Raw genomic sequence first — 20045 nt, 5'->3', positions numbered from 1 at the left:
AGATGCGCAAACCTGCTTTCGGCGTATCGGCGCTGCTGATCGCCCTGACCCTCGGTGCCTGCTCCATGGCGCCGACCTACGAACGTCCCGCCGCGCCGGTGGCCGACAGCTGGAGCGGCGCTGCCGCCCAGCGCCAGGGCGCGGCCATCGACACGCTGGATTGGAAGAGTTTCATCGTCGATGCCGAACTACGCCGCCTGGTGGGCGTGGCCCTGGATAACAACCGCTCGCTGCGCCAGACCCTCCTGGATATCGAGGCGGCCCGCGCGCAGTACCGAATCCAGCGCGCCGACCGGGTTCCGGGCCTGAATGCCGCTGCCACCGGCAACCGCCAGCGGCAGCCGGCCGACCTGTCCGCCGGCAATCGCTCGGAAGTGGCCAGCAGCTACCAGGTCGGGCTGGCCCTGCCGGAGTACGAACTGGACCTCTTCGGTCGGGTCAAGAGCCTGACCGACGCAGCCCTGCAACAGTACCTGGCCAGCGAGGAGGCGGCGCGCGCGGCACGGATCGCCCTGGTCGCCGAGGTCAGCCAGGCCTACCTGAGCTACGACGGCGCCCTGCGGCGCCTGGCGCTGACCCGTCAGACCCTGGTCAGCCGCGAGTATTCCTTCGCCCTGATCGACCAGCGCCGCGCGGCCGGTGCCGCCACCGCGCTGGACTACCAGGAAGCCCTTGGCCTGGTGGAGCAGGCGCGCGCCGAGCAGGAGCGCAACCTGCGGCAGAAACAGCAGGCATTCAACGCGCTGGTGCTGCTGCTGGGTAGCGACGATGCCGCGCAGGCGATTCCGCGGAGTCCGGGGCGGCGGCCGAAGCTGCTGCAGGACATCGCTCCTGGCACGCCGTCCGAGCTGATCGAGCGACGCCCCGACATCCTTGCCGCCGAACATCGTTTGCGGGCGCGCAACGCGGATATCGGCGCGGCGCGCGCGGCGTTCTTCCCGCGCATCAGCCTGACCGGCAGCTTCGGCACCTCCAGCGCGGAAATGTCCGGCCTGTTCGATGGCGGCTCGCGCTCCTGGAGCTTCCTGCCGACGCTGACGCTGCCGATCTTCGATGGCGGGCGCAACCGTGCCAACCTGAGCTTGGCCGAGGCGCGCAAGGATTCGGCGGTGGCCGCCTACGAGGGGGCCATCCAGACCGCCTTCCGCGAGGTCGCCGACGCCCTGGCGGCCAGCGATACCCTGCGTCGCGAAGAGAAGGCCCTGCGCGCCCTGGCGAACAGCAGCAACGAAGCCCTGAAGCTGGCCAAGGCACGCTACGAGAGTGGCGTCGACAACCACCTGCGCTACCTCGATGCGCAGCGCAGCAGCTTCCTCAACGAGATCGCCTTCATCGACGGCAGCACCCAGCGGCAGATCGCCCTGGTCGACCTGTTCCGGGCACTCGGCGGAGGCTGGGACGAGGGGCGGAGCCTGGTGGTACATCGAGGCGGCAGGAGTTGAGCGGGTAAACGTGTGGGAAACGGTGCTAGCGGGTGGCGACTGCCGCCCGCTCAAGGGCTGGCAGGTTGTGCGGGGTTCGACGCGCCACGCAGGAACAGTTCCTCCAGCGTGGCGGACAACCCGGCGCTGGCCGCGCGACCGCGGCGCTCGGCATCGACCATGCCGTAGATCAGGACGATGAAGAGTTCGCTGAAGGTCGCCGCGCTGATATCGATACGGAACACACGCTTCTGCTGGCCGCGCAGGAAGAAGGCGTCCAGGGCTTCGATATAGGACTGCCAACTGGTGTCCCCATGCCCGGCCTGGCGTCCCGGGTTCTGCTCGAACATCAGCAGTGCCAGCAGGTCGCGCTGGACGAGGTGTTCCCGGATCAGCTCGCGTAGCGCTTCCCGCGGCTCCAGGCGCTGCAGGGCGGCGCTGTGGCTGAGGCGTTCGAGGGTACTCCTGGCATGGCTTTCCAGGCGCCGCTTGAGACCTTCGCGGGTACCGCAATGACGGTTCAGGGTTGCCCTGCTCACGCCTGCCAGTTCCGCCAGTTCTCCCATGGTGGCGCGCGGATGATTGGCCATCGCGGTGGCCAGGGCCTTGAGCAGGCGCTGGTCCTGAGACGACGGGGTTGGCGTTGGGTCGAGACTGTCCCTGTGCGGCGAGTCGGGTAGCTGGGCGGGTCTGGGAGCGAGTGTCATTTTTGAGGTTTTTTTTGTTCTTTTGAGACTGATTTGGATCAATTGTAGCAGGATGGATCTACCCACGCCTTGCTTCGCGTCAGGTCTTGAGCGGCAGCACCATGGCCGCGAGCAATGCCAGGCCCACCCAGATCCCGCACGGGGCGATGGTCGCCGCCTCGCTCAGGCAGAACGCCTTCGACAGGACGAGGGTAGCGGAGACGGTAAGGGCGGCCAGTACGCTGCTCAGCGTCACCGTAGCGGCCTGGAATCGGACGGCGAACATTCGCCGGCAAAGCGCCTCGCCCCACGAAAACCGGGGTGGCTGGCCAGCTTTCTCTCGGTCTGTCATATACTTGGCCGAGTTTTTTTCCTTTTCTTCATGAGGTGCTCGTTTTGGCTCAGTACGTCTACACCATGCATCGGGTCGGCAAGATCGTTCCGCCCAAGCGTGAAATCCTCAAGGACATCTCCCTGTCGTTCTTCCCCGGCGCCAAGATCGGCGTGCTCGGCCTGAACGGCGCGGGCAAGTCCACCCTGCTGCGGATCATGGCCGGCGTCGACACCGAGATCGAAGGCGAGGCCCGGCCGATGCCGGGGATCAACGTCGGCTACCTGCCGCAGGAGCCCAAGCTGGACCCGCAGGCCACCGTGCGCGACATCGTCGAAGAGGCCGTCGGCCAGATCAAGCAGGCCCAGGCGCGGCTGGACGAGGTCTATGCCGCCTATGCCGAGCCGGATGCCGACTTCGACGCCCTGGCCGCCGAGCAGGCCAAGCTGGAGGCGATCCTGCAGGCATCCGACGGACACAACCTGGAACGCCAGCTGGAAGTCGCCGCCGACGCCCTGCGCCTGCCGCCGTGGGATGCCAAGGTCGAGCACCTGTCCGGCGGCGAAAAGCGCCGCGTAGCGCTGTGCCGTCTGCTGCTGTCGGCTCCCGACATGCTGCTGCTGGACGAACCGACCAACCACCTGGACGCCGACTCGGTGGCCTGGCTGGAGCATTTCCTGCACGACTTCCCCGGCACCGTGGTGGCGATCACCCACGACCGCTACTTCCTCGACAACGTCGCCGGCTGGATCCTCGAACTCGACCGTGGCCATGGCATCCCGTTCGAAGGCAACTACTCCGGCTGGCTGGAATCCAAGGCCGCCCGCCTGGCCCAGGAAGCCAAGCAGGAAGCCTCCCACGCCAAGGCCATGAAGGCCGAGCTGGAGTGGGTACGCCAGGGCGCCAAGGGCCGCCAGGCCAAGTCCAAGGCGCGCCTGCAGCGCTTCGAGGAACTGCAGTCGCAGGAATTCCAGAAGCGCAGCGAGACCAACGAGATCTACATCCCGGCCGGTCCGCGCCTGGGCGACAAGGTCATCGAACTGCACAATGTGACCAAGGGCTACGGCGACCGCGTGCTGATCGACAACCTGTCCCTGAGCATTCCCAAGGGCGCCATCGTCGGTGTGATCGGCGGCAACGGCGCGGGCAAGTCGACCCTGTTCCGCATGCTTACCGGCAAGGAGCAGCCGGACTCCGGCACCATCGAGATCGGCGAGACCGTGCAGATCGCCAGCGTCGACCAGAGCCGTGACAGCCTGGAAGGCAACAAGACCGTGTGGGAGCAGGTTTCCGACGGTTTCGAGCAGATCAAGATCGGCAACTACGAAGTCCCGTCGCGCAGCTATGTCGGTCGCTTCAACTTCAAGGGCGCCGACCAGCAGAAGTTCGTCAAGGACCTCTCCGGCGGTGAGCGTGGCCGTCTGCACCTGGCCCTGACCCTGAAGCAGGGCGGCAACGTGCTGCTGCTCGACGAACCGTCCAACGACCTCGACGTGGAAACCCTGCGTGCGCTGGAAGAGGCGCTGCTGGACTTCCCCGGCTCCGCCATCGTGATCTCCCACGACCGCTGGTTCCTCGACCGGATCGCCACCCACATCCTCTCCTACGAGGACGATGGCAAGGTGACCTTCTTCGAAGGCAACTACACCGAGTTCGAGGCGGACCGCAAGAAGCGCCTGGGCGACGCCGCGGCCCAGCCGCACCGCGTGCGCTACAAGAAACTGGCGTAAGCGCACCCTCGAGAAACCGCCCGCCGGCGTTGCCGGCCGGCGGTTTTTTCATGCCTGGAATTCAACGAGCCATGCGCTGGGGAACATGGGAACTGCGCAGGGACACCTCCATCGGCGGTACCCGGGGGAGGCTCCCACGCAGCATGCCTGAGCCTTCACCTAACTAAAGATGGGGGTGCATCGACGGCTGCGATGGTGTCAGCTCTGCTAGTGGTCTGCGCAGCCGATCCGTGCGCTCAATACCGCCTGCCCGGAGAGGCCGCGCCATATGGCGAAGCCCGGCGGAATCGAGTACCGGCATTGGCCGGGCGGACCAGCCGCTACCTTCGCTCGGCGCTGGCGCCTCGGGGTAGCGTTGCCGGTGGTGGCGGCTTGTGCGCTGTCTCCATCATCAGCAGTATGGCCGTTCGGCCTGTATCGCCGGCCTTGCGGCGGTACGACCGGGCGGGCCTTGAAGGGATGCGAGCGGTCGGGTGCGAATGCCAACAACAAACAAGCACGAATCATTGATCTCCCTGCGGGGGATCGGCAAGGGCTACCTCCTGGGGGGGCAGCCGCTGCAGATACTGAAAGACGTCTGCCTGGACATCTTTCCCGGAGAAAGCTGCGCGATCGTCGGCGCGTCGGGCTCGGGCAAGAGCACCCTGCTGAATATCCTCGGCCTGCTCGACCGCCCGGACAGCGGTGCCTACCGCTTCGCCGAGCACGACATCTTCAGCGTCGACGGGGACCGACTGGCGGCGATCCGCAACCGCCTGATCGGCTTCGTCTTCCAGAGCTTCAACCTGTTGCCGCGGCTGAACGCGCTGGACAACGTCGCGCTGCCCCTGAGCTATCGAGGGATGCCGCGCCGCGAGGCACTGGCGCGGGCCGAGGCGATGCTCGCCCGGGTCGGCCTGGCCGAGCGCGCCGGCCATCGTCCGGCGGACCTTTCCGGCGGCCAGCGGCAGCGCGTCGCCATCGCTCGCGCGCTGGTCGGCGAGCCGGCGCTGATCCTCGCCGACGAACCAACCGGCAACCTCGACGCGAGCACCGCGAAAGAAGTGCTGGAGCTGCTCCTCACCCTCAACCGCGAGCGCCAGGTGACCCTGGTGGTGGTCACCCATGATCCCAGCCTGGCCGCCCGTCTCGGGCGCCAACTGACAGTGCGGCATGGCGAGGTGCACGAGGACCTGGCGGAGGCCTGCCGGTGAGCGCCAGCCCGTCGCCCCGGCAATTGCTTCACGAGGCCCTCGCCAGTCTTCGCGGGCTGGGGCGCCGCTCGCTGCTGGCGTTGCTGGGTATCGTCATGGGCTGTTCATCGGTGATCGCGATGCTGAACATCGGCAGCAACGCGACCGACGAAGCGATGAGCATCTTCAAGGACATGGGCACCGACACCCTGGTGGTGCAGTTCCCGTTCGCCCCGCAGGCGCCGATGCCGATGCCGGCGTCGCTCGACACCGAACCGCTGCTCCGCGACGTGGCCGGTCTGGAGCACCTGGCGGCGCTGGGCCTGTACTCGGCGCCGGTGACCTTTCACGGACGCACCAGCAACGCCAGTATCGTCGGCGCCAGCGCCGGGCTCGCGGCTGCCGCCAGGCTGCGGCTGCGCGAAGGACGTTTCCTCTCGCGCTTCGACGATCACGACACCTACGTGGTGGTGGGCGCGACAATCGCCGAGGCCCTGGGGGCGCCCGGCGATCCGCTGCGCCTCGGCGAGCAACTGACGGTCAACGACTATCTGTTTCGCGTGATCGGCATTCTCCAGCCGCAGGCCAGCGCCGCTCTCTTGCCGTTCGCCGCCAACGACTCGCTGTTCGTGCCGGCGCCGGGCATGCCGCGCCTGCAGCCGGCCGCCGAGGTCAGCCATGTGGTGGCGCGGGTCTCGCCGGGAGCGGACGTCTATAGCGTCGGCGCGGCCCTGGGCGCGGCCCTGACGGCGCGGTTGCCCGGCCACGAGGCGCAGGTCCAGGTCTCGCAGCAGGTGCTCGATGGACTCAAGCGGCAGACCCGGACCTTCACCTACCTGCTGGCCGGACTGGGGATCATCTCCCTGCTCGGCGGCGGCGTCGGAGTGATGAACGTGATGCTGATGAGTGTCGCCGAACGCCGCCGGGAAATCGGCGTGCGCATGGCGCTGGGCGCGCGCCAGCGGGACATCCGCAACCTGTTCCTGATCGAGGCGGTGACCCTGACCGCCGCGGGCGCGCTGTCGGGCGCGGTGCTCGGCGTGGCGGCTGCGTATCTCTACGCCAGGTTCTCCGGCTGGACCTTCTCCCTGGCCTACGCGGCCCTGCCGCTGGGGATGGGCAGTACCCTGCTGGTGGGGCTGTTCTTCGGGCTCTATCCGGCGGTCTCGGCGGCTCGCCTGCAACCGGTCGAGGCGCTGCGCGATGAATAGGTGGGGCCTGGGCGTGCTGTGGCTGGTCGCCGCTCTTCCGGTGGCGGCCAGCGTCAACCCGGCGCTGAGTCCGGACGTACCGAGCATGGCCCGCGAGCAGGGCAGGTCGGTGCTGCTCAGCGAGCAGGTGATCGACCTCAGCCTGAGCGACGCGGTCTATCTTGGCCTGCGCAACAACCGTGGAATCCGTAGCGCCTACCTGCAACGGATCGCGCAGAAGTTCGACCTGCGCGTCGCCGCCGACGCCTTCAACCCGAAGCTGGTGGTGCGCGGCGACTATCGCGCCAACCGCGCCACCGAAGACCGCACGAGGACCAGCAATGTCTCGCCCACCGCGACCCTGCTTGGCGAATATGGCACTCGCTTCAGCCTGGCCTGGGTCAAGCAGTTCCGCACCGCCGACGAGGCCGGGCGCTACCGCAGCGATGGCCTCGACCTGACCGTCGTCCAGCCGTTGCTGCGCGATGCGGGCTGGGACGTCACCACCGCGCCGCTGCGCCTGGCACGTCTCTCCGAAGACGCCAATCGCCTGCAACTCAAGGCCAGCGTGTCGCAGACCATCAGCCAGGTCATCGGCGCCTACCGGGAGCTGCTGCGCGCCCAGGAGCAGGCGCGCATCGCTCGCGAAGCCCTGGCGCGGACCCAGGAGCTGCTCGAGGTCAACCGGGCGATGATCCGCGCCGGGCGAATGGCCGAATTCGAGATCGTGCAGACCGAGGCCGACGTCGCCAGCCAGGAGCTCAACGTCGAGGAGTCCACCAACCAGGTCGACAGCGCACGCCTGGCCCTGCTGCAACTGCTGGCGCTGGACCTGTCGACGCAAATCCGCGCCAGCGATGCGCTGGCCGCCACGCCGATCGAGGTCGACCGCCAGCAGGCGATCAGGACCGCCCTGCAGCAGCAACCGGAATACCTGCAACGCCTGATCGGCAGTCGCCAGGCCGACCTCAACCTGGTGCTGGCGAAGAACCAGCGCCTGTGGGATGTCTCGCTGGTGGGCGGCGCCAGCCAGATCCGCGACCGCTACAGCGAGGGCGGTGGCGACAATTCACGCAGTTGGGACAGCTACGCCGGGGTACAGGTGGAAATTCCCATCGGCGACCTCAGCCGCCGGCAGGCCGAGGTGCGCGCCCAGGTCGACGTAGAGAACCAGAAGATCCTGATCGAGGATGCCCGGCAGACCCTGGAGCAGAACGTCATCGATGCGGTGCGCGACCTCGGCACGCGCTGGCGCCAGTACCAGATCGCCCAGCGCGCCACCGCGTTGTCGCGGCGCAAGCTGGAGATCGAACGGGAAAAGCTGCGCGTCGGGCGTTCGAGCAACTTCCAGGTGCTGAGCTTCGAGACCGACCTGCGCAACGTCGAGAACACCCAATTGAATGCCCTGATCTCGTTTCTCAATGCGCAGACGCAGCTCGACCTGATCGTCGGCATGACCCTGGATAGCTGGGAGATTTCGCTCAATGACCACTGACCGGTTTTCCTTCCTGCGCCGGCCGGCATTGTCGCTCGCCGCCGGCCTGGCGGTTGTCGCGGCGCTGGCCTGGCTGGTCCTCGCCGGCGGCACCGCGAAACGCACGGAAGGGGAGCGCTGGGTCGCCGTACGGGCGGCCCCGCTGGTGCATCAGATCGGCCTGGTCGGACGCCTGGAACCGGGGCGCGTGGTGACCCTGGCGGCGCCCTTCGCCGGCAATGTCGAGGCGCTGCTGGTGGAGCCGGGACAGCGGGTCGCGGAAGGACAGGAGCTGCTGCGCATGGACACCCGCGAGATCGCCGTGCAGGTGCGCGAGGCACAGTCGGCGTTGCTCAAGGCCCGTCGCACCCTGCAGGACCTGCGCGACTGGGAGCGTGGCGAGGACATGGCGCGGGTCCGTCGTGCCCTGCGCAGCGCGCAGCTGGCGCAGAGCAGCACCGAGCGCAAGTTGCGCGAGACCCGCGAGCTGTTCCAGCGCGGGATCGTCCCGCGCAACGAACTCGACGATCTCGAACAACAGGCCAGCCAGCAGCGCATGGACCTGGAGGCGGCCCGGCGGGAAGTGGAGTCGACCCGCGCCAAGGGGCAGGGCGAGAATCGCCAGATCGCCGAAATGGACCTGGCCAACGCCAGCGTGAAATACGAGACGCTGCAGGCCCAGCTGGATGGCCGTACGGTGCGCGCGCCCTTTGCCGGTATCGTCGTCGCGGCGCCCGGCCTGGCTGGCGAGCAGGGCAGCCGCGAACCGGTGCAGGCCGGTAGCAAGCTGGGGCAGGGCCAGGCGTTGTTCGGCCTGGCCAGCGTCGAGCGGCTGAAGGTATCTGCGAAGGTTTCCGAACTGGATATCAACCAGTTGCGCGAAGGGCAGGCGGTGGAAATCAGTGGCGACGGCTTCGAGGGCACCACGCTGGCGGGCGTCATCGCCGCCCTCGGTGGTCAGGCTCTGCCCGGCATGGCCCAGGGAGGCAGCCCGCAGTTCGAGGTGACGGTGTCGGTAGCGCCGCTTGATCCCCGCCAGTTGCAGAAGATTCGTCTGGGAATGAGCGCCAAGCTGACGGTCACCACCTATCGCAACGAACAGGCCATCGTCGTGCCGCCGGAGGCGATACGCCACGAGGGTGACCGGCTGTTCGTGGACTTTCGCCAGGCTCCCGGCGCCAGCGTGATGGCGCAACAGGTCAAGATCGGACGCTCCACGCCGGAGGGCGTGGAGGTGTTCGAGTTGCAGCCGGGTCTCGTTCGCGTGCCGTCATCGTCCGACCGATAGTTGGCAACCTAACTTTGGGTTGGCTGGGTGGCTTCGCGAGCTGACAATTCTGGTAGGTACGCCCCGTCATGGTGCGTTTCTTCCCGACGCGGATGTTGACAGAGGTATCAGGATTCCTTCGCGACAACGCTTCGTCCGCCCTCCACGGCATTCACCGACCTTCCTTCGGAGGGTCAACCCCCTTCTTTCGCTAGGCTTTTCCAGAGCCGTGCTGACCGTACTCTGGCCCCCGTCGTTGACTGGTCCACTGCCCCTTCGTGGTGATTGCCAGCCCTGTCAGGCCTGCGTTCGCGGAGGTCGGCCAGGAGGGCATCTCGAGGCGCGGCGGGTTGGCAAACCCTATCGGATCTTTCCGATATCCGGTCTGTCCCGGCTCGTCGTGGGGACCGTCAGCGTCGGCACCGGATAGGACTCATGAGGTAAAGCCTCTCCCGATCCCGGTACGCACGGCCAAGGCGGGTGGTGTGGTTCGCCTGGCAGGTGGATCGGACGGGAAGGCACAAGGTGGTCGTGGGGGCGGGTCGGTGACGATCCTGCCGCATGATCAAGGCTCGGCAACCGCGAGCGTTGCCAACTCACTGGAAGGATACAAAACAATGAAATCCATCAAGTCCCTGCCGTCCTTTGCTGCTCTTGCTCTCTGCCTGAGCGTTTCGTCCATGGCCAGCGCGGCCACCATCACCCCGGTCAACTCGGCCTTCACCGCACCTGGCACCATCAGCGTGAGCTCGCCGGCGTCGCTCAATCTGCCAGTGACCTGCAACATCACCTTCAAGGGCAAGACCGCCGCCGATGGCTCCTATGCCTCGATCGACAGCGTCACCGTCAGCGGCAGCAACACCCTGTGCAGCGTGCCGCAGATGACCGGCCTGCCGTGGAAGCTGACCGTTTCCAGCACCACCGCCGGCAAGGTCGATGGCGTCGGCTTCAAGATTCTCTCCTCTACCTGTGGCCCGAGCACCGTCAACGGTTCCTGGAGCAACGCCACCAATACCCTCAGCGCCAGCAATCAGTCGCTGGCAGGCAACTGCAAGATCAACAGCCTGAGCGTGAAGCCGACCCCGGCCTTCGTAGTCAACCCGTAATCCGGGCTGCCGCTGGCGCCCTCGGCGCCAGCGGTTTCGCGCTCCCGCTGCCAGGCGTCCTTCGCGGGCCGGCAGGTCCGAGGGAGTTTCCGCCGGAAGCGGCGCAGAATCTCGTTCGCACATGGAAAACGGTCTGGGGGAGGGTGTCCGCCAGGACGCTCAAGCAGGCCGACCATCGTGCCCCGTGCACTAGCAGTCCACCAGGGGTGAAACCTTGAACAACAAAAACGATATTTCCTGCCTGTTTGCCAGAAAACCATTGCCATTGCTCTGCGCCCTGATCGTCGGCGGACTGTTCGGCACGTCCCAGGCGCAAGCCGGCGGCTTCATGGTGCCGACCACCAACACGGCGGGCTGGGGCCGTGCGATGGCAGGCGGTTCGCTGTTTCCCAACGATCCGAGCGCCGCGTTCAACAACCCGGCGGCCATGGCGTTCATCGACAAGCGGATCGCCCAGTTGACGGTCAACTACGCCGATATCGACATCAAGTACAACGGCGATGCCTACGACTACCAGGGTAATCCCATGACCGGCGGCTACCAGGACGGGCCGGGCACCCCCGAGCTGGGTACCAACGATGGTGGCCAGGCTGGATTCGGCGCGTGGCTGCCGACCGGCTTCCTGGTCGTACCGATCAACGACCGCTTCGCCTTCGGTCTGAGCCAGGTCGTTCCGATGGGAATGCGCAGCACCTGGGACCCGAACTGGAAAGGCCGCGATTTCGCGGTGGACACCAAGATCGAGACGATCGGCCTGACCGGCTCCCTGTCGTTCAAGGTCAACGACAACTTCTCCCTGGGCGCCGGGGTGATCATCCAGCGCACCTCCGGCTTCGTCAGCCAGAACCTCGATCTCTATGCCTCGGCCGCCAACTCCCCGGGCATGGGCGGGATTCCGTTCCCGGCCTCGAACTCGTCCGCGCTGATGCGGGTCAAGGTGGACAACACCTCGCCCGGCTTCTTCGCCGGCGCGGTGTGGAAGCCGACCGACCGCGACACCCTGGGCTTCGCCTACCACGCGAAGATCCGCAACAAGCTGAAGGGGCACTACAACCTCTACGACCACGACGGTGGACTGACCGAGGGCGCCATCGAGGGCGGCACCCCGGGCCTGGCCTATCCGGGCCTGGACCTGCGCATGGGCGCTTCCGCCTCGGCGCGCCTGGATATCCCCGCCTACGCCTCGCTGGATTGGGTACACCAGTTCAACGACCGTCTGAGCCTGGGCGCCAGCGCCACCTGGACCGAGTGGTCGTCGTTCCAGGACCTGACCCTCAAGTCCCACGGCAACACGATCGTCTCCATCCCCTACACCTACCGGAACACCTGGACCCTGGCGGTGGGCGGCGACTACAAGGTGACCGACCAGTGGACCATGCGCGCCGGGGTCGCCTACGACCAGACGCCGACCCACAATGCCACCCGCGACCCGCGGATTCCCGACGGCGATCGCTACTTCGCCTCCCTGGGCGCCGGCTATCGCTTCCAGTCGATGCCGGAGTTGTCGATCGACGCGGCCTACTCGCGGCAATTCGTCAAGGAGGTGCCGTTGAAGACGGTCAACCAGGATCGCCTGGGCGGCGGGCGGCTGGATGGCAGGGCAACCAGCAAGGGACAGGTGTTCAGCCTGTCCGCGACCTACGACTTCTAGACCCGGCCGTAGGTAGAGGAAGGGCCTCCCCCTGGCGGGGGAGGCCCTTTCGCATCTGGCGCCGGGATGCACGCGAACGGTGCTTTCGTCGCCCTTCAACAGTGCGTGGCCAGCCCGGGAGGCAGCCTGGTTCCGGGCGCGTGCTCTGGCCCGAGCCGTTCTGGCGGACCCGGAAAGTTTCAGTTTTGCACCATAAAGATTCATCAATGCGTCATTTCGCACTTTCTAGGTGCCGCCTGGCTTGTTAGAGTCACGCGCAAAAAATTGTTCACAAAACTAGAAACCGGTGAGAAAAATGACGCAATCCGTCGACGCTTTCCTCGAGCGCCTGAAGCGGCGCGATCCCGATCAGCCCGAATTCCACCAGGCGGTGGAAGAGGTGCTGCGTTCCCTCTGGCCGTTCCTCGAGGCCAACCCGCACTACCTGGAAGCCGGCATCATCGAACGCATCGTCGAACCCGAGCGGGCGATCCTGTTCCGCGTACCCTGGGTCGACGACCAGGGCCGGGTACGGGTCAACCGTGGCTACCGGGTGCAGATGAGCAGCGCCATCGGCCCCTACAAGGGCGGCCTGCGCTTCCATCCCTCGGTCAACCTCGGGGTGCTGAAGTTCCTCGCCTTCGAGCAGGTCTTCAAGAACTCCCTGACCACTCTGCCCATGGGCGGCGGCAAGGGCGGCTCCGACTTCGATCCGAAGGGCAAGAGCGACGCCGAGGTGATGCGTTTCTGCCAGTCGTTCATGAGCGAGCTGTACCGCCACGTCGGCGCCGACCTGGACGTGCCGGCCGGCGACATCGGCGTCGGCGCGCGTGAGATCGGCTACCTGTTCGGCCAGTACAAGCGCCTGTCCAACCAGTTCACCTCGGTGCTGACCGGCAAGGGCCTGAGCTATGGCGGCAGCCTGATCCGCCCGGAGGCGACCGGCTTCGGCTGCGTCTACTTCGCCCAGGAAATGCTCAAGGATCGTGGCCGCGGCTTCGACGGCCAGCGGGTGGCGATCTCCGGCTCGGGCAACGTCGCCCAGTACGCGGCGCGCAAGGTCATGGAAATGGGCGGCAAGGTGATCTCGCTGTCCGATTCCGAAGGCACCCTGTATGCCGAGGCGGGGCTCTCCGACGAGCAGTGGGAATACCTGATGGAGCTGAAGAACGTGCGCCGCGGGCGCATCCGCGAGATGGCGGAGCAGTTTTCCCTGCAGTTTCTCGAAGGGAGCCGGCCCTGGGGCCTGGCCTGCGATATCGCGCTGCCCTGCGCGACCCAGAACGAACTGGATGCCGAGGATGCGCGGCGCCTGCTGGCCAACGGCTGCGTCTGTGTCGCCGAAGGCGCCAACATGCCCTCGACCCTGGAAGCCGTCGACCTGTTCCTCGAGGCCGGCATCCTCTACGCGCCGGGCAAGGCGTCGAACGCCGGCGGGGTGGCGGTGAGCGGCCTGGAGATGTCGCAGAACGCCATGCGCCTGCGTTGGAGCGAGGGCGAGGTGGATACCAAGCTGCACGGCATCATGCAGTCGATCCACCATGCCTGCCTGCTGTACGGCGAGGAGCAGGGGCGGGTCAACTACGTGAAGGGGGCGAACATCGCCGGCTTCGTCAAGGTCGCCGATGCGATGCTGGCGCAGGGCGTGGTCTGAGGTCGTCCCATAGAGGAAAAACGGGGCTCCAGGGGAGCCCCGTTTTTCCTTGTGGCGGTTATTCCGCGGGACGCGGCGTGGTCTCCGTGCTGGCCGGCAGCAGCGGATATTCGACGCGCGGCTGCTTGCCGCTCAGGCTGTGCAGGAAGGCGACGATGTTCTCCACGTCGTCCGGCGCCAACTGCTTGCCGAGCTGGGCGTTGCCCATGATCGCCACCGCGTCCTTGAGTTCCCAGACCTGGCCGCTGTGGAAGTACGGCGCGGTGAGGGCGACGTTGCGCAGGGGCGCGGCGCGGAATACGTACTCGTCGCTCTGGGTCTTGGTCACGGCGAAGCGGCCCTTGTCGCCGCTGGGCAGCACGCTGGCGTCGGGCTTCTTCACCAGGCCGAACGGGAAGTAGGCCTGGCCGCCCAGGTTGATGCCGTTGTGGCAGGCGCTGCAGCCACTGTCCATGAATGCCTTGAGGCCTTTCTTCTGCTGTGCGTCGAGGGCCTTGTCGTCGCCCTTGAGATACAGGTCGAAGGGCGAGTCCGGAGTCACCAGGGTCGCCTCGTAGGCCTCGATGGCCAGCGCCATGTTGTCGAAGCTGACCGGCTTGCCGGCCTTGGGGAAGGCCTTGCGGAAGGCGTCCACGTATTCCGGGATGCTGCCCAGGGTCTGTTCGACCAACTGCGGGGTACTGTGCATCTCGACGCTGTTCTGGATCGGCCCCTTGGCCTGCTCCCCCAGGTCCTTGGCACGGCCATCCCAGAACTGCGCGGCATTGAACACGGCGTTGAAGACCGTCGGTGAATTGCGTGGCCCCTTCTGCCAGCCGTGACCGACCGACGTCGGTACGTTGTCGGCGCCGCCGGTGCCGACGTTGTGGCAGGTGTTGCAGCTGAGCACATGGCTGCGTGACAGGCGCGGGTCGAAGAACAGTTTCTTGCCGAGTTCGCGCTGTTGCTCGCTGATGGGCTGGCCGCGTAGCTCGGTGACCTGCTCGGGGATGGGTTTGAACAGCGCGCTGGCCTGGTCGTGCAGGGCATCGGCCTGGGCGAGGGGCGTGGCGAACGACAGCAACAGGCTGCCAAGCGGGAGCAGTTGCGAGGACTGCATCTTTTTTTCTCCTTATCAGGCGTTACAACCGGTCCTGTGAGGAGAGGCCAGCGGCGCGCTGCCCGGCTTGACGTGGATCAAGCGCACCGGGATCGGTGCTGCGGATGGTTGTCGCAGCGTGCTTCAGCGCTCGCGCAAGGCCCGGGCCAACGCGCGGTCGCGGTCGCGCTGCCAATCGTCGTCGCGGTCGTCCCACTGGCGCTCCTCGAAACGCCGCCGCTCTTCGCTCCGCGCCATCGACCGGCATTGCTCGAAGCCGTCGCCCCAGCCGCTGGCGTAGATCGCCTCGCGCAGGTAGCGGGGGACGTCCTTGCGGAATTCGCCGCTGATCGAGCCGGCCGCCTGGCGGCCGCTACCGCAGCCATCGTCGAAACCGTCGGCATAGGCGGGCGGGTAGCCCTTGGCGAGCAGGTACTGGTGGGTGCTTTCGCAGCCGCCGAGCAGGGTGGCGGTGAGCAGGATCAGGGCGAGGACAAGCACGCCGAGACGCGAAGAAGACATGGCCGGGACTCCTCGACCGCCGGGATGGGGCTCCCGGAGATTCGCGCCGGGCCCGCTGGCAGGTCCGGCGCGAGTCTAGGTCGGCATTGGTGAGGAATTCGTCAAGCCGATGTGATGACGATGCGATGACCGCCGCCGTCCAGCGCCTGGTCGCCGATCCTCACCGGCAGGAAGCGTTCGATAACCCGGCGGTTGCTTTGCAGATGGGCGCTCAGCCGCGGCGTGGTGAAGCTGCCGGCGCCGGCCAGGGCCATGGGCAGCAGCAATTGGTCGGCGAGGTGCTCGTCCGCCGCGCAGCCGCTTTCCATCCAGCCGATGGCTTGCGTCGCGACCTGTTCCGCCACCCGTTCGGCGCTGACGCCGGCCTGGCCGAAGGCGCAGAAGGTCGCGCAGATGTGCTCGCAGTCGATCCGCAGCAGCATGGCGTTGCCCGGCCCCTGGTCCTCCGCGAGGAACTCCAGCTGGCGTTCTTCGTCGCTCCAACCGAGGCGCTGGCGGACCCTCTCCAGCTCACGCTCGCCGACGTGCCCGGGAATCCCGGCGAGCAGCGCCCGCGCCTGGCGCCGCAGCGCCGCGCCGGGATGCTCCAGTTGCAGCGGCCGCCAGCGTGCCGGGCGTACCCGCGCCAGCAGCTCGCCACCGCCGGCGGGTACGAAGCCGTGGCGCAGCAGTTCCAGGTCGACTTCCGCGCCCATCCGCTGCAACAGCGGCAGCCAGCTGTCGCGGAGAAAGTCCGCCGGCGGCGCCAGTGGATTGTGGGTGCCGCCGCTGATCCTCACCCGGCTTTCGCCGTTTGCCGCGAGCAGCGCCGGCAGCAGGGTTTGCAGTACCAGCGAGCAACTGCCGGCGGAGCCGATGGCGAAGGCGTAGTCGCCGGCGCGGATCGCACCGGGCCGGAACGCCAGCTCGCGTGAGCCGAGCTCGGCACCCTCGACCTCGGCCGCGCAGATTTCCGCCGCCGCGCGCACCGCGGTGAGGTGCTGCCGCAGCAGCCCCGGACGGCTGCGCCGGCCACGGATGTTGCGGATGCGCAGCGGCTGGCCGCTGGTCATCGACAGGCTCAGGGCGCTACGCAGGATCTGCCCGCCGCCTTCGCTGCCGTCGAGTTCGATGAGGTCCTTTCTCATGAGGTTTCCCTTGTGTATTGCCATATCTTGTCGTGGAGGTAGCGATCCAGCAGTCGGCTGTCCTGGCGCGCGCCGGTTGGTTGGGTGGCCCCTCGTTCGGCCTGGAGCAACTCCGCTTCGATGAAGCGTTGCAGCGCCAGGCGCGGAGGGCCGTAGGCCGATTCGTCGCGCTGACGCTTGAGGCTCAGCAAGGCATCCAGTTCTTCGCGCAGCGACGGATCGTCCAGCGTGGCTTCCACTAGCCTCTCGAACGCCACCGGCGGCAAGCCCAGGCCTGCATCCAGCCAACGCACCGCGAACAACGGACGCAGGACGTAGAGGTATTTCTTCAGCCGGACGCTGTCGCCCTTCAGGTAGCCCCGGTAGTTCTTGCGTGCCATCGACAGGTAGTGATGGCGACTGCCTGGTACGGAGTGAAAGGCGCTGCCCAGCCAGAGCAGTTCCTCGCGCACGCCAGGCTCTTCCCGATACACCAGCGGCGAGCCGAGCCACTCCAGCAGGGCCGGGTTGGATTTGCGCATCAGGCGCAACGCCTTGCGCAGTTCCCAGCCGCTGATGTCCAGCTCGTCGCTCAGCGGACGTTCTATCACGTCGCGAGGTTCCTCGACGCGCTGATACCACTCGGGCTGATGCACATAGACGAAGCGTACGTCGTAGTCGCTGTCCGGCGAAGCGAAGCCCCAGGCCCGGCTGCCCGACTCGCAGGCGTAGAGCACGACTACGTCGTGCTCGCGTTCGATCCGTTCCAGCTCATCCAGTACCCGCTCGCGCATGGCGGCGGGGAGCGGATGGCGTTCTTCCCTGTTCATTTCGATTCTTCCCCAGCGGGCGCCACAGGGCGCCCGTCATCCTTTCACGCACACCACCTGACGCAGGGTGTGCAGCACTTCCACCAGCTCGCGCTGGGCTTCCATGACCCGGTCGATGTCCTTGTAGGCCATCGGGATCTCGTCGATCACGTCGGCGTCCTTGCGGCATTCGACGTGGGCGGTGGCGCGCGCCTGGTCGGCGACGCTGAAGACCTTCTTCGCCTTGGTCCGGCTCATGGTCCGCCCGGCGCCGTGGCTGCACGAGCAGAACGCTTCCTGGTTGCCGAGGCCGCGGACGATGAAGCTCTTCGCCCCCATCGAGCCGGGAATGATGCCGAGCTGGCCCTTCTGCGCGGACACCGCGCCTTTGCGGGTGACCAGTACCTCCTGGCCGAAGTGGCGCTCCTTCTGCACGTAGTTGTGGTGGCAATCGACCGCCTCCAGGTTGGCTTCGAACGGCTTGCGGATCACCTGGCGCGCCGCCTCGATCACCGCGTGCATCATCAGCGCGCGGTTCTGCCGGGCGAAATCCTGGGCCCAGCCCACCGCTTCCACGTAGTCGTCGAAGTGCCGGCTGCCTTCCTCGAAGTAGGCCAGGTCCTTGTCCGGCAGGTTGGCGATGTGCTGGCGCATGTCCGCCTTGGCCAGTTCGATGAACAGGTTGCCGATGGCGTTGCCGACCCCGCGCGAACCGCTGTGCAGCATGAACCAGACGCGGTCGGCCTCGTCCAGGCAGACCTCGATGAAGTGGTTGCCGGTGCCGAGGGTTCCCAGGTGCTGGCGGTTGTTGGTCTTCTCCAGCCTCGGGTGCTTGTCGGTGATCGCCTTGAAGCGACCGGCGAGCGCCTTCCAGGCCTGGTCGGCGGCCTCCGGTACCTCGTGCCAGGCGCCGCGGTCGCGGCGGCCGAAGGTCTTGCCGTGGGGTACCGCCTGCTCGATGGCGCTGCGCAGGCCGTGCAGGTTGTCCGGCAGGTCGGCGGCGACCAGCGAGGTGCGCGCGGCGATCATTCCGCAGCCGATATCCACGCCCACCGCGGCCGGGATGATCGCGCCGAGGGTAGGGATCACGCTACCGATGGTCGAGCCCTTGCCCAGGTGTACGTCAGGCATCACCGCCAGGTGCTTGAAGATGAAGGGCATCTTCGCCGTGTTCAGCAACTGCTGGCGCGCTTCCTCCTCCACCGGGACGCCCTGGGTCCAGAGCTTGATCGGCTTGCCGCCGGCCACTTCGAGGATATTCATGTCTTTCATCGTGCTTTCCTTGTGCTCCGCGCCGTCTTGTCGACGGCGCGGCTATCGTTCGTGATCAGGCCTGCTTCAGCGTGACCAGTCCGTTCAATACCTGGTCCAGGCCACCGAATACCGAAATCCGGTCGATGCGCTCGGCCACCCGCTCCAGGGTTTCCAATTCCTTCAGACGCAGCGCGGTCGGGTTTTCCTCCATGACCTTCGCGGTATTCAGCAGCGAGCGGGTCGCCGAGGTTTCCTCGCGGCGGCGGATCACATTGGCCTGGGCCGCCTTCTCCGCCTCCACCACCTGCGCCAGCAGGGTCTTCATTTCGCCCGGGAGGATGATGTCGCGTACGCCCAGGCCGCTCACTTCCAGGCCGCTGTCTTCCAGCTTGGCGGCCAGGTGGGCGCTGACCGCTTCGTCGATCGACTGCTTGTTCTCCAGCAGTTCGTCGAGGGTACGGGTGCCCACTGCCGCCCGCAGGCCGAACTGCAGCTCGCGGTACAGATACTCCAGCGGTTTGCTCAGCCGCGAGAAGGCGGTGAGCACGTCGCTGTAGCGCCAATTGGCGGCGAGGTTCAGGCGCAGGCTGACCTTGTCGCGGGTGAGGATCTCCTGGCCGCTGACCTCCAGCGCCTGGATACGGGTGTCGACCAGTTCCACGCTGACTTGCCGGTTGTAGCGCCAGAAACCGTATTGTCCGGCTTGCAGCAGGCCGGCAAGGGCGCCGTCGACCTTGAGCACGCCGACCTGGAACGCCGGCACCTGGACCAGCAACACTGCGTCCAGGCCCGCCAGGGCCCGGCCGCGCAGGTTCGGCTGGTGCAACTGGGCGACCAGCGCCGCGGACAATCGATAGTCCTGGGTCAGGTCGATGCGCTCCAGGCGCTGCTCGGTCTGGCCTTTCCAGTACAGTCGGCGGCTGCCCGGTGCGAGCAGCTCCACCAGCACGCCGTCCTCGTAGCGCAGGCCGGCCTCGTTGTCGCCCAGGTCCATCCGGGTGAAATAGCGCTCCACCAGTTGCGGTTCGCTCTGCCGCAGGTAGCCGGCCAGGCGGTGTTCGAACTGCGGGGTGTTCAGGCTGAAGCTTTCCAGGCTCAGGCGGTCGTACGGATCGAAGCGGCGGTAGGTGCCCGGTTCGAGCACGGCGAGGAAGTCGCCTTCGGAGTACAGCAGGCCGCGTTCGTTCTTCTTCACGATAAAGCGCTTCAGCATTTTCATCTCTTCATTCCTTTCATTCTTCCGTGGTGCCGGTGTTGCCGGCCCGTCGAGCGTCGCGGGTGGAGCGCGGAGGAGGTTGGCCTGGCGGACGTCCTGTCCATGCGATCGATTCCCTCGATCCCCGGCCTGCCTTGCCCCGTGCCCGAACCGCGGGCCGGACGGGCCGGCGGCGGCTTCGGCTCCCTTGCGTTCTCCGGCCTTCCTGGCCGCTTGCGCAGTTCGCCTCGGCCACACCGGCGGGTGTTGCCATTGAGTGATTGCCGTTAAGGCAACGTTCGAGCGGGAGTCGAACCCGCGACAGACCATTTCGTGGATGGTTGCTCTACCAGGCTGAGCTATCGAACCGCGAAGCGGCATTGCCGTCATTCGCGAATGACCGTCGTTGTTGCGGGCGGC

17 protein-coding genes and 1 tRNA gene are annotated in these 20045 nt (G+C 66.9%); 9 read left to right on the top strand and 9 right to left on the bottom strand.

From position 1 onward, the window contains the following. Nucleotides 1–2: 2 nt before the first annotated feature. Nucleotides 3–1442, top strand: a complete 1440-nt coding sequence (gene oprJ / locus AC1RB9_RS23935; RefSeq protein WP_003456783.1) for a multidrug efflux transporter outer membrane subunit OprJ — start codon at nucleotides 3–5, stop codon at nucleotides 1440–1442. A 50-nt stretch (nucleotides 1443–1492) separates the two neighbouring features. Here the strand turns inward: oprJ and escR are convergent, their stop codons facing one another. Then, nucleotides 1493–2011 (bottom strand): TetR/AcrR family transcriptional regulator EscR, encoded by a 519-nt coding sequence (gene escR, locus AC1RB9_RS23930; RefSeq protein WP_003456781.1) that lies wholly within the window; start codon nucleotides 2009–2011, stop codon nucleotides 1493–1495. A gap of 196 nt (nucleotides 2012–2207) precedes the next feature. Continuing rightward, entirely contained in the window at nucleotides 2208–2393 is a 186-nt protein-coding gene (locus tag AC1RB9_RS23925; RefSeq protein WP_023980537.1) for a hypothetical protein, read from the bottom strand. A 110-nt stretch (nucleotides 2394–2503) separates the two neighbouring features. Here AC1RB9_RS23925 and ettA point away from each other — a divergent pair, with 110 nt between their 5' ends. From ettA to gdhA, 8 genes are all read left to right on the top strand, one after another. Further along, nucleotides 2504–4168 (top strand): energy-dependent translational throttle protein EttA, encoded by a 1665-nt coding sequence (gene ettA, locus AC1RB9_RS23920; RefSeq protein WP_003094829.1) that lies wholly within the window; start codon nucleotides 2504–2506, stop codon nucleotides 4166–4168. Between the two features lie 506 nt (nucleotides 4169–4674). After that, entirely contained in the window at nucleotides 4675–5361 is a 687-nt protein-coding gene (locus AC1RB9_RS23915) for an ABC transporter ATP-binding protein (RefSeq protein WP_003456777.1), read from the top strand. Continuing rightward, nucleotides 5358–6551 carry an ABC transporter permease gene (locus AC1RB9_RS23910; protein ID WP_003103140.1) on the top strand — a complete coding sequence of 398 codons (1194 nt, stop codon included), beginning with the start codon at nucleotides 5358–5360 and terminating at the stop codon, nucleotides 6549–6551. The genes AC1RB9_RS23915 and AC1RB9_RS23910 overlap by 4 nt, the downstream gene beginning before the upstream one ends. After that, on the top strand, nucleotides 6544–8025 hold the full coding sequence (locus AC1RB9_RS23905; RefSeq protein ID WP_003456774.1) for a TolC family protein: 1482 nt from the start codon (nucleotides 6544–6546) through the stop codon (nucleotides 8023–8025). Before AC1RB9_RS23910 ends, AC1RB9_RS23905 begins: the two co-directional genes overlap by 8 nt. After that, on the top strand, nucleotides 8015–9292 hold the full coding sequence (locus tag AC1RB9_RS23900; RefSeq protein WP_003116277.1) for an efflux RND transporter periplasmic adaptor subunit: 1278 nt from the start codon (nucleotides 8015–8017) through the stop codon (nucleotides 9290–9292). The genes AC1RB9_RS23905 and AC1RB9_RS23900 overlap by 11 nt, the downstream gene beginning before the upstream one ends. Nucleotides 9293–9888: 596 nt before the next feature. Then, entirely contained in the window at nucleotides 9889–10377 is a 489-nt protein-coding gene (gene praA / locus AC1RB9_RS23895) for an alkane oxidation protein activator PraA (RefSeq protein ID WP_003119407.1), read from the top strand. 259 nt (nucleotides 10378–10636) lie between these two features. Next, nucleotides 10637–12028, top strand: coding sequence for an outer membrane protein transport protein (locus AC1RB9_RS23890; RefSeq protein WP_003123403.1), 1392 nt, complete (start codon nucleotides 10637–10639; stop codon nucleotides 12026–12028). A 295-nt stretch (nucleotides 12029–12323) separates the two neighbouring features. Next, the gene (gdhA, locus tag AC1RB9_RS23885; protein ID WP_003116276.1) at nucleotides 12324–13661 is read left to right on the top strand and encodes an NADP-specific glutamate dehydrogenase; all 1338 of its coding nucleotides are present in this window, start codon (nucleotides 12324–12326) and stop codon (nucleotides 13659–13661) included. 58 nt (nucleotides 13662–13719) lie between these two features. Here gdhA and ccpA read toward each other — a convergent pair whose 3' ends face one another. From ccpA to AC1RB9_RS23850, 7 genes are all read right to left on the bottom strand, one after another. Next, entirely contained in the window at nucleotides 13720–14760 is a 1041-nt protein-coding gene (gene ccpA / locus AC1RB9_RS23880) for a cytochrome-c peroxidase CcpA (protein WP_003094815.1), read from the bottom strand. Between the two features lie 123 nt (nucleotides 14761–14883). Next, entirely contained in the window at nucleotides 14884–15261 is a 378-nt protein-coding gene (locus AC1RB9_RS23875) for a hypothetical protein (RefSeq protein WP_003107850.1), read from the bottom strand. A gap of 101 nt (nucleotides 15262–15362) precedes the next feature. Continuing rightward, complete coding sequence (gene rtcA / locus AC1RB9_RS23870; RefSeq protein ID WP_003161783.1) at nucleotides 15363–16388, bottom strand: RNA 3'-terminal phosphate cyclase; 1026 nt, start codon at nucleotides 16386–16388, stop codon at nucleotides 15363–15365. Then, entirely contained in the window at nucleotides 16385–17197 is an 813-nt protein-coding gene (locus AC1RB9_RS23865) for a nucleotidyltransferase domain-containing protein (protein WP_003105094.1), read from the bottom strand. Before AC1RB9_RS23865 ends, rtcA begins: the two co-directional genes overlap by 4 nt. A 36-nt stretch (nucleotides 17198–17233) precedes the next feature. Further along, entirely contained in the window at nucleotides 17234–18448 is a 1215-nt protein-coding gene (locus AC1RB9_RS23860) for an RtcB family protein (RefSeq protein WP_003119410.1), read from the bottom strand. 55 nt (nucleotides 18449–18503) lie between these two features. Beyond that, nucleotides 18504–19649: a slipin family protein gene (locus AC1RB9_RS23855; protein ID WP_003456769.1), complete on the bottom strand. Its 1146-nt coding sequence runs from the start codon at nucleotides 19647–19649 to the stop codon at nucleotides 18504–18506. 271 nt (nucleotides 19650–19920) lie between these two features. Beyond that, a tRNA-Arg gene (locus AC1RB9_RS23850) sits at nucleotides 19921–19994 on the bottom strand. Nucleotides 19995–20045 lie beyond the last annotated feature (51 nt).

This window comes from Pseudomonas sp. 20-5 (genome assembly GCF_056782835.1).
The sequence above is the reverse complement of the archived record's forward strand: the minus strand, read 5'-3'. Positions and strand labels throughout refer to the sequence as shown.

Bases quoted from the DNA above. Each gene is read 5' to 3' on its own strand.
- oprJ (WP_003456783.1), top strand. From the start codon at position 3: ATGCGCAAACCTGCTTTCGGCGTATCGGCGCTGCTGATCGCCCTGACC.
- escR (WP_003456781.1), bottom strand. From the start codon at position 2,011: ATGGCCAATCATCCGCGCGCCACCATGGGAGAACTGGCGGAACTGGCA.
- AC1RB9_RS23925 (WP_023980537.1), bottom strand. From the start codon at position 2,393: ATGTTCGCCGTCCGATTCCAGGCCGCTACGGTGACGCTGAGCAGCGTA.
- AC1RB9_RS23905 (WP_003456774.1), top strand. From the start codon at position 6,544: ATGAATAGGTGGGGCCTGGGCGTGCTGTGGCTGGTCGCCGCTCTTCCG.
- AC1RB9_RS23900 (WP_003116277.1), top strand. From the start codon at position 8,015: ATGACCACTGACCGGTTTTCCTTCCTGCGCCGGCCGGCATTGTCGCTC.
- praA (WP_003119407.1), top strand. From the start codon at position 9,889: ATGAAATCCATCAAGTCCCTGCCGTCCTTTGCTGCTCTTGCTCTCTGC.
- gdhA (WP_003116276.1), top strand. From the start codon at position 12,324: ATGACGCAATCCGTCGACGCTTTCCTCGAGCGCCTGAAGCGGCGCGAT.
- ccpA (WP_003094815.1), bottom strand. From the start codon at position 14,760: ATGCAGTCCTCGCAACTGCTCCCGCTTGGCAGCCTGTTGCTGTCGTTC.
- AC1RB9_RS23875 (WP_003107850.1), bottom strand. From the start codon at position 15,261: ATGTCTTCTTCGCGTCTCGGCGTGCTTGTCCTCGCCCTGATCCTGCTC.
- rtcA (WP_003161783.1), bottom strand. From the start codon at position 16,388: ATGAGAAAGGACCTCATCGAACTCGACGGCAGCGAAGGCGGCGGGCAG.
- AC1RB9_RS23865 (WP_003105094.1), bottom strand. From the start codon at position 17,197: ATGAACAGGGAAGAACGCCATCCGCTCCCCGCCGCCATGCGCGAGCGG.
- AC1RB9_RS23860 (WP_003119410.1), bottom strand. From the start codon at position 18,448: ATGAAAGACATGAATATCCTCGAAGTGGCCGGCGGCAAGCCGATCAAG.
- AC1RB9_RS23855 (WP_003456769.1), bottom strand. From the start codon at position 19,649: ATGAAAATGCTGAAGCGCTTTATCGTGAAGAAGAACGAACGCGGCCTG.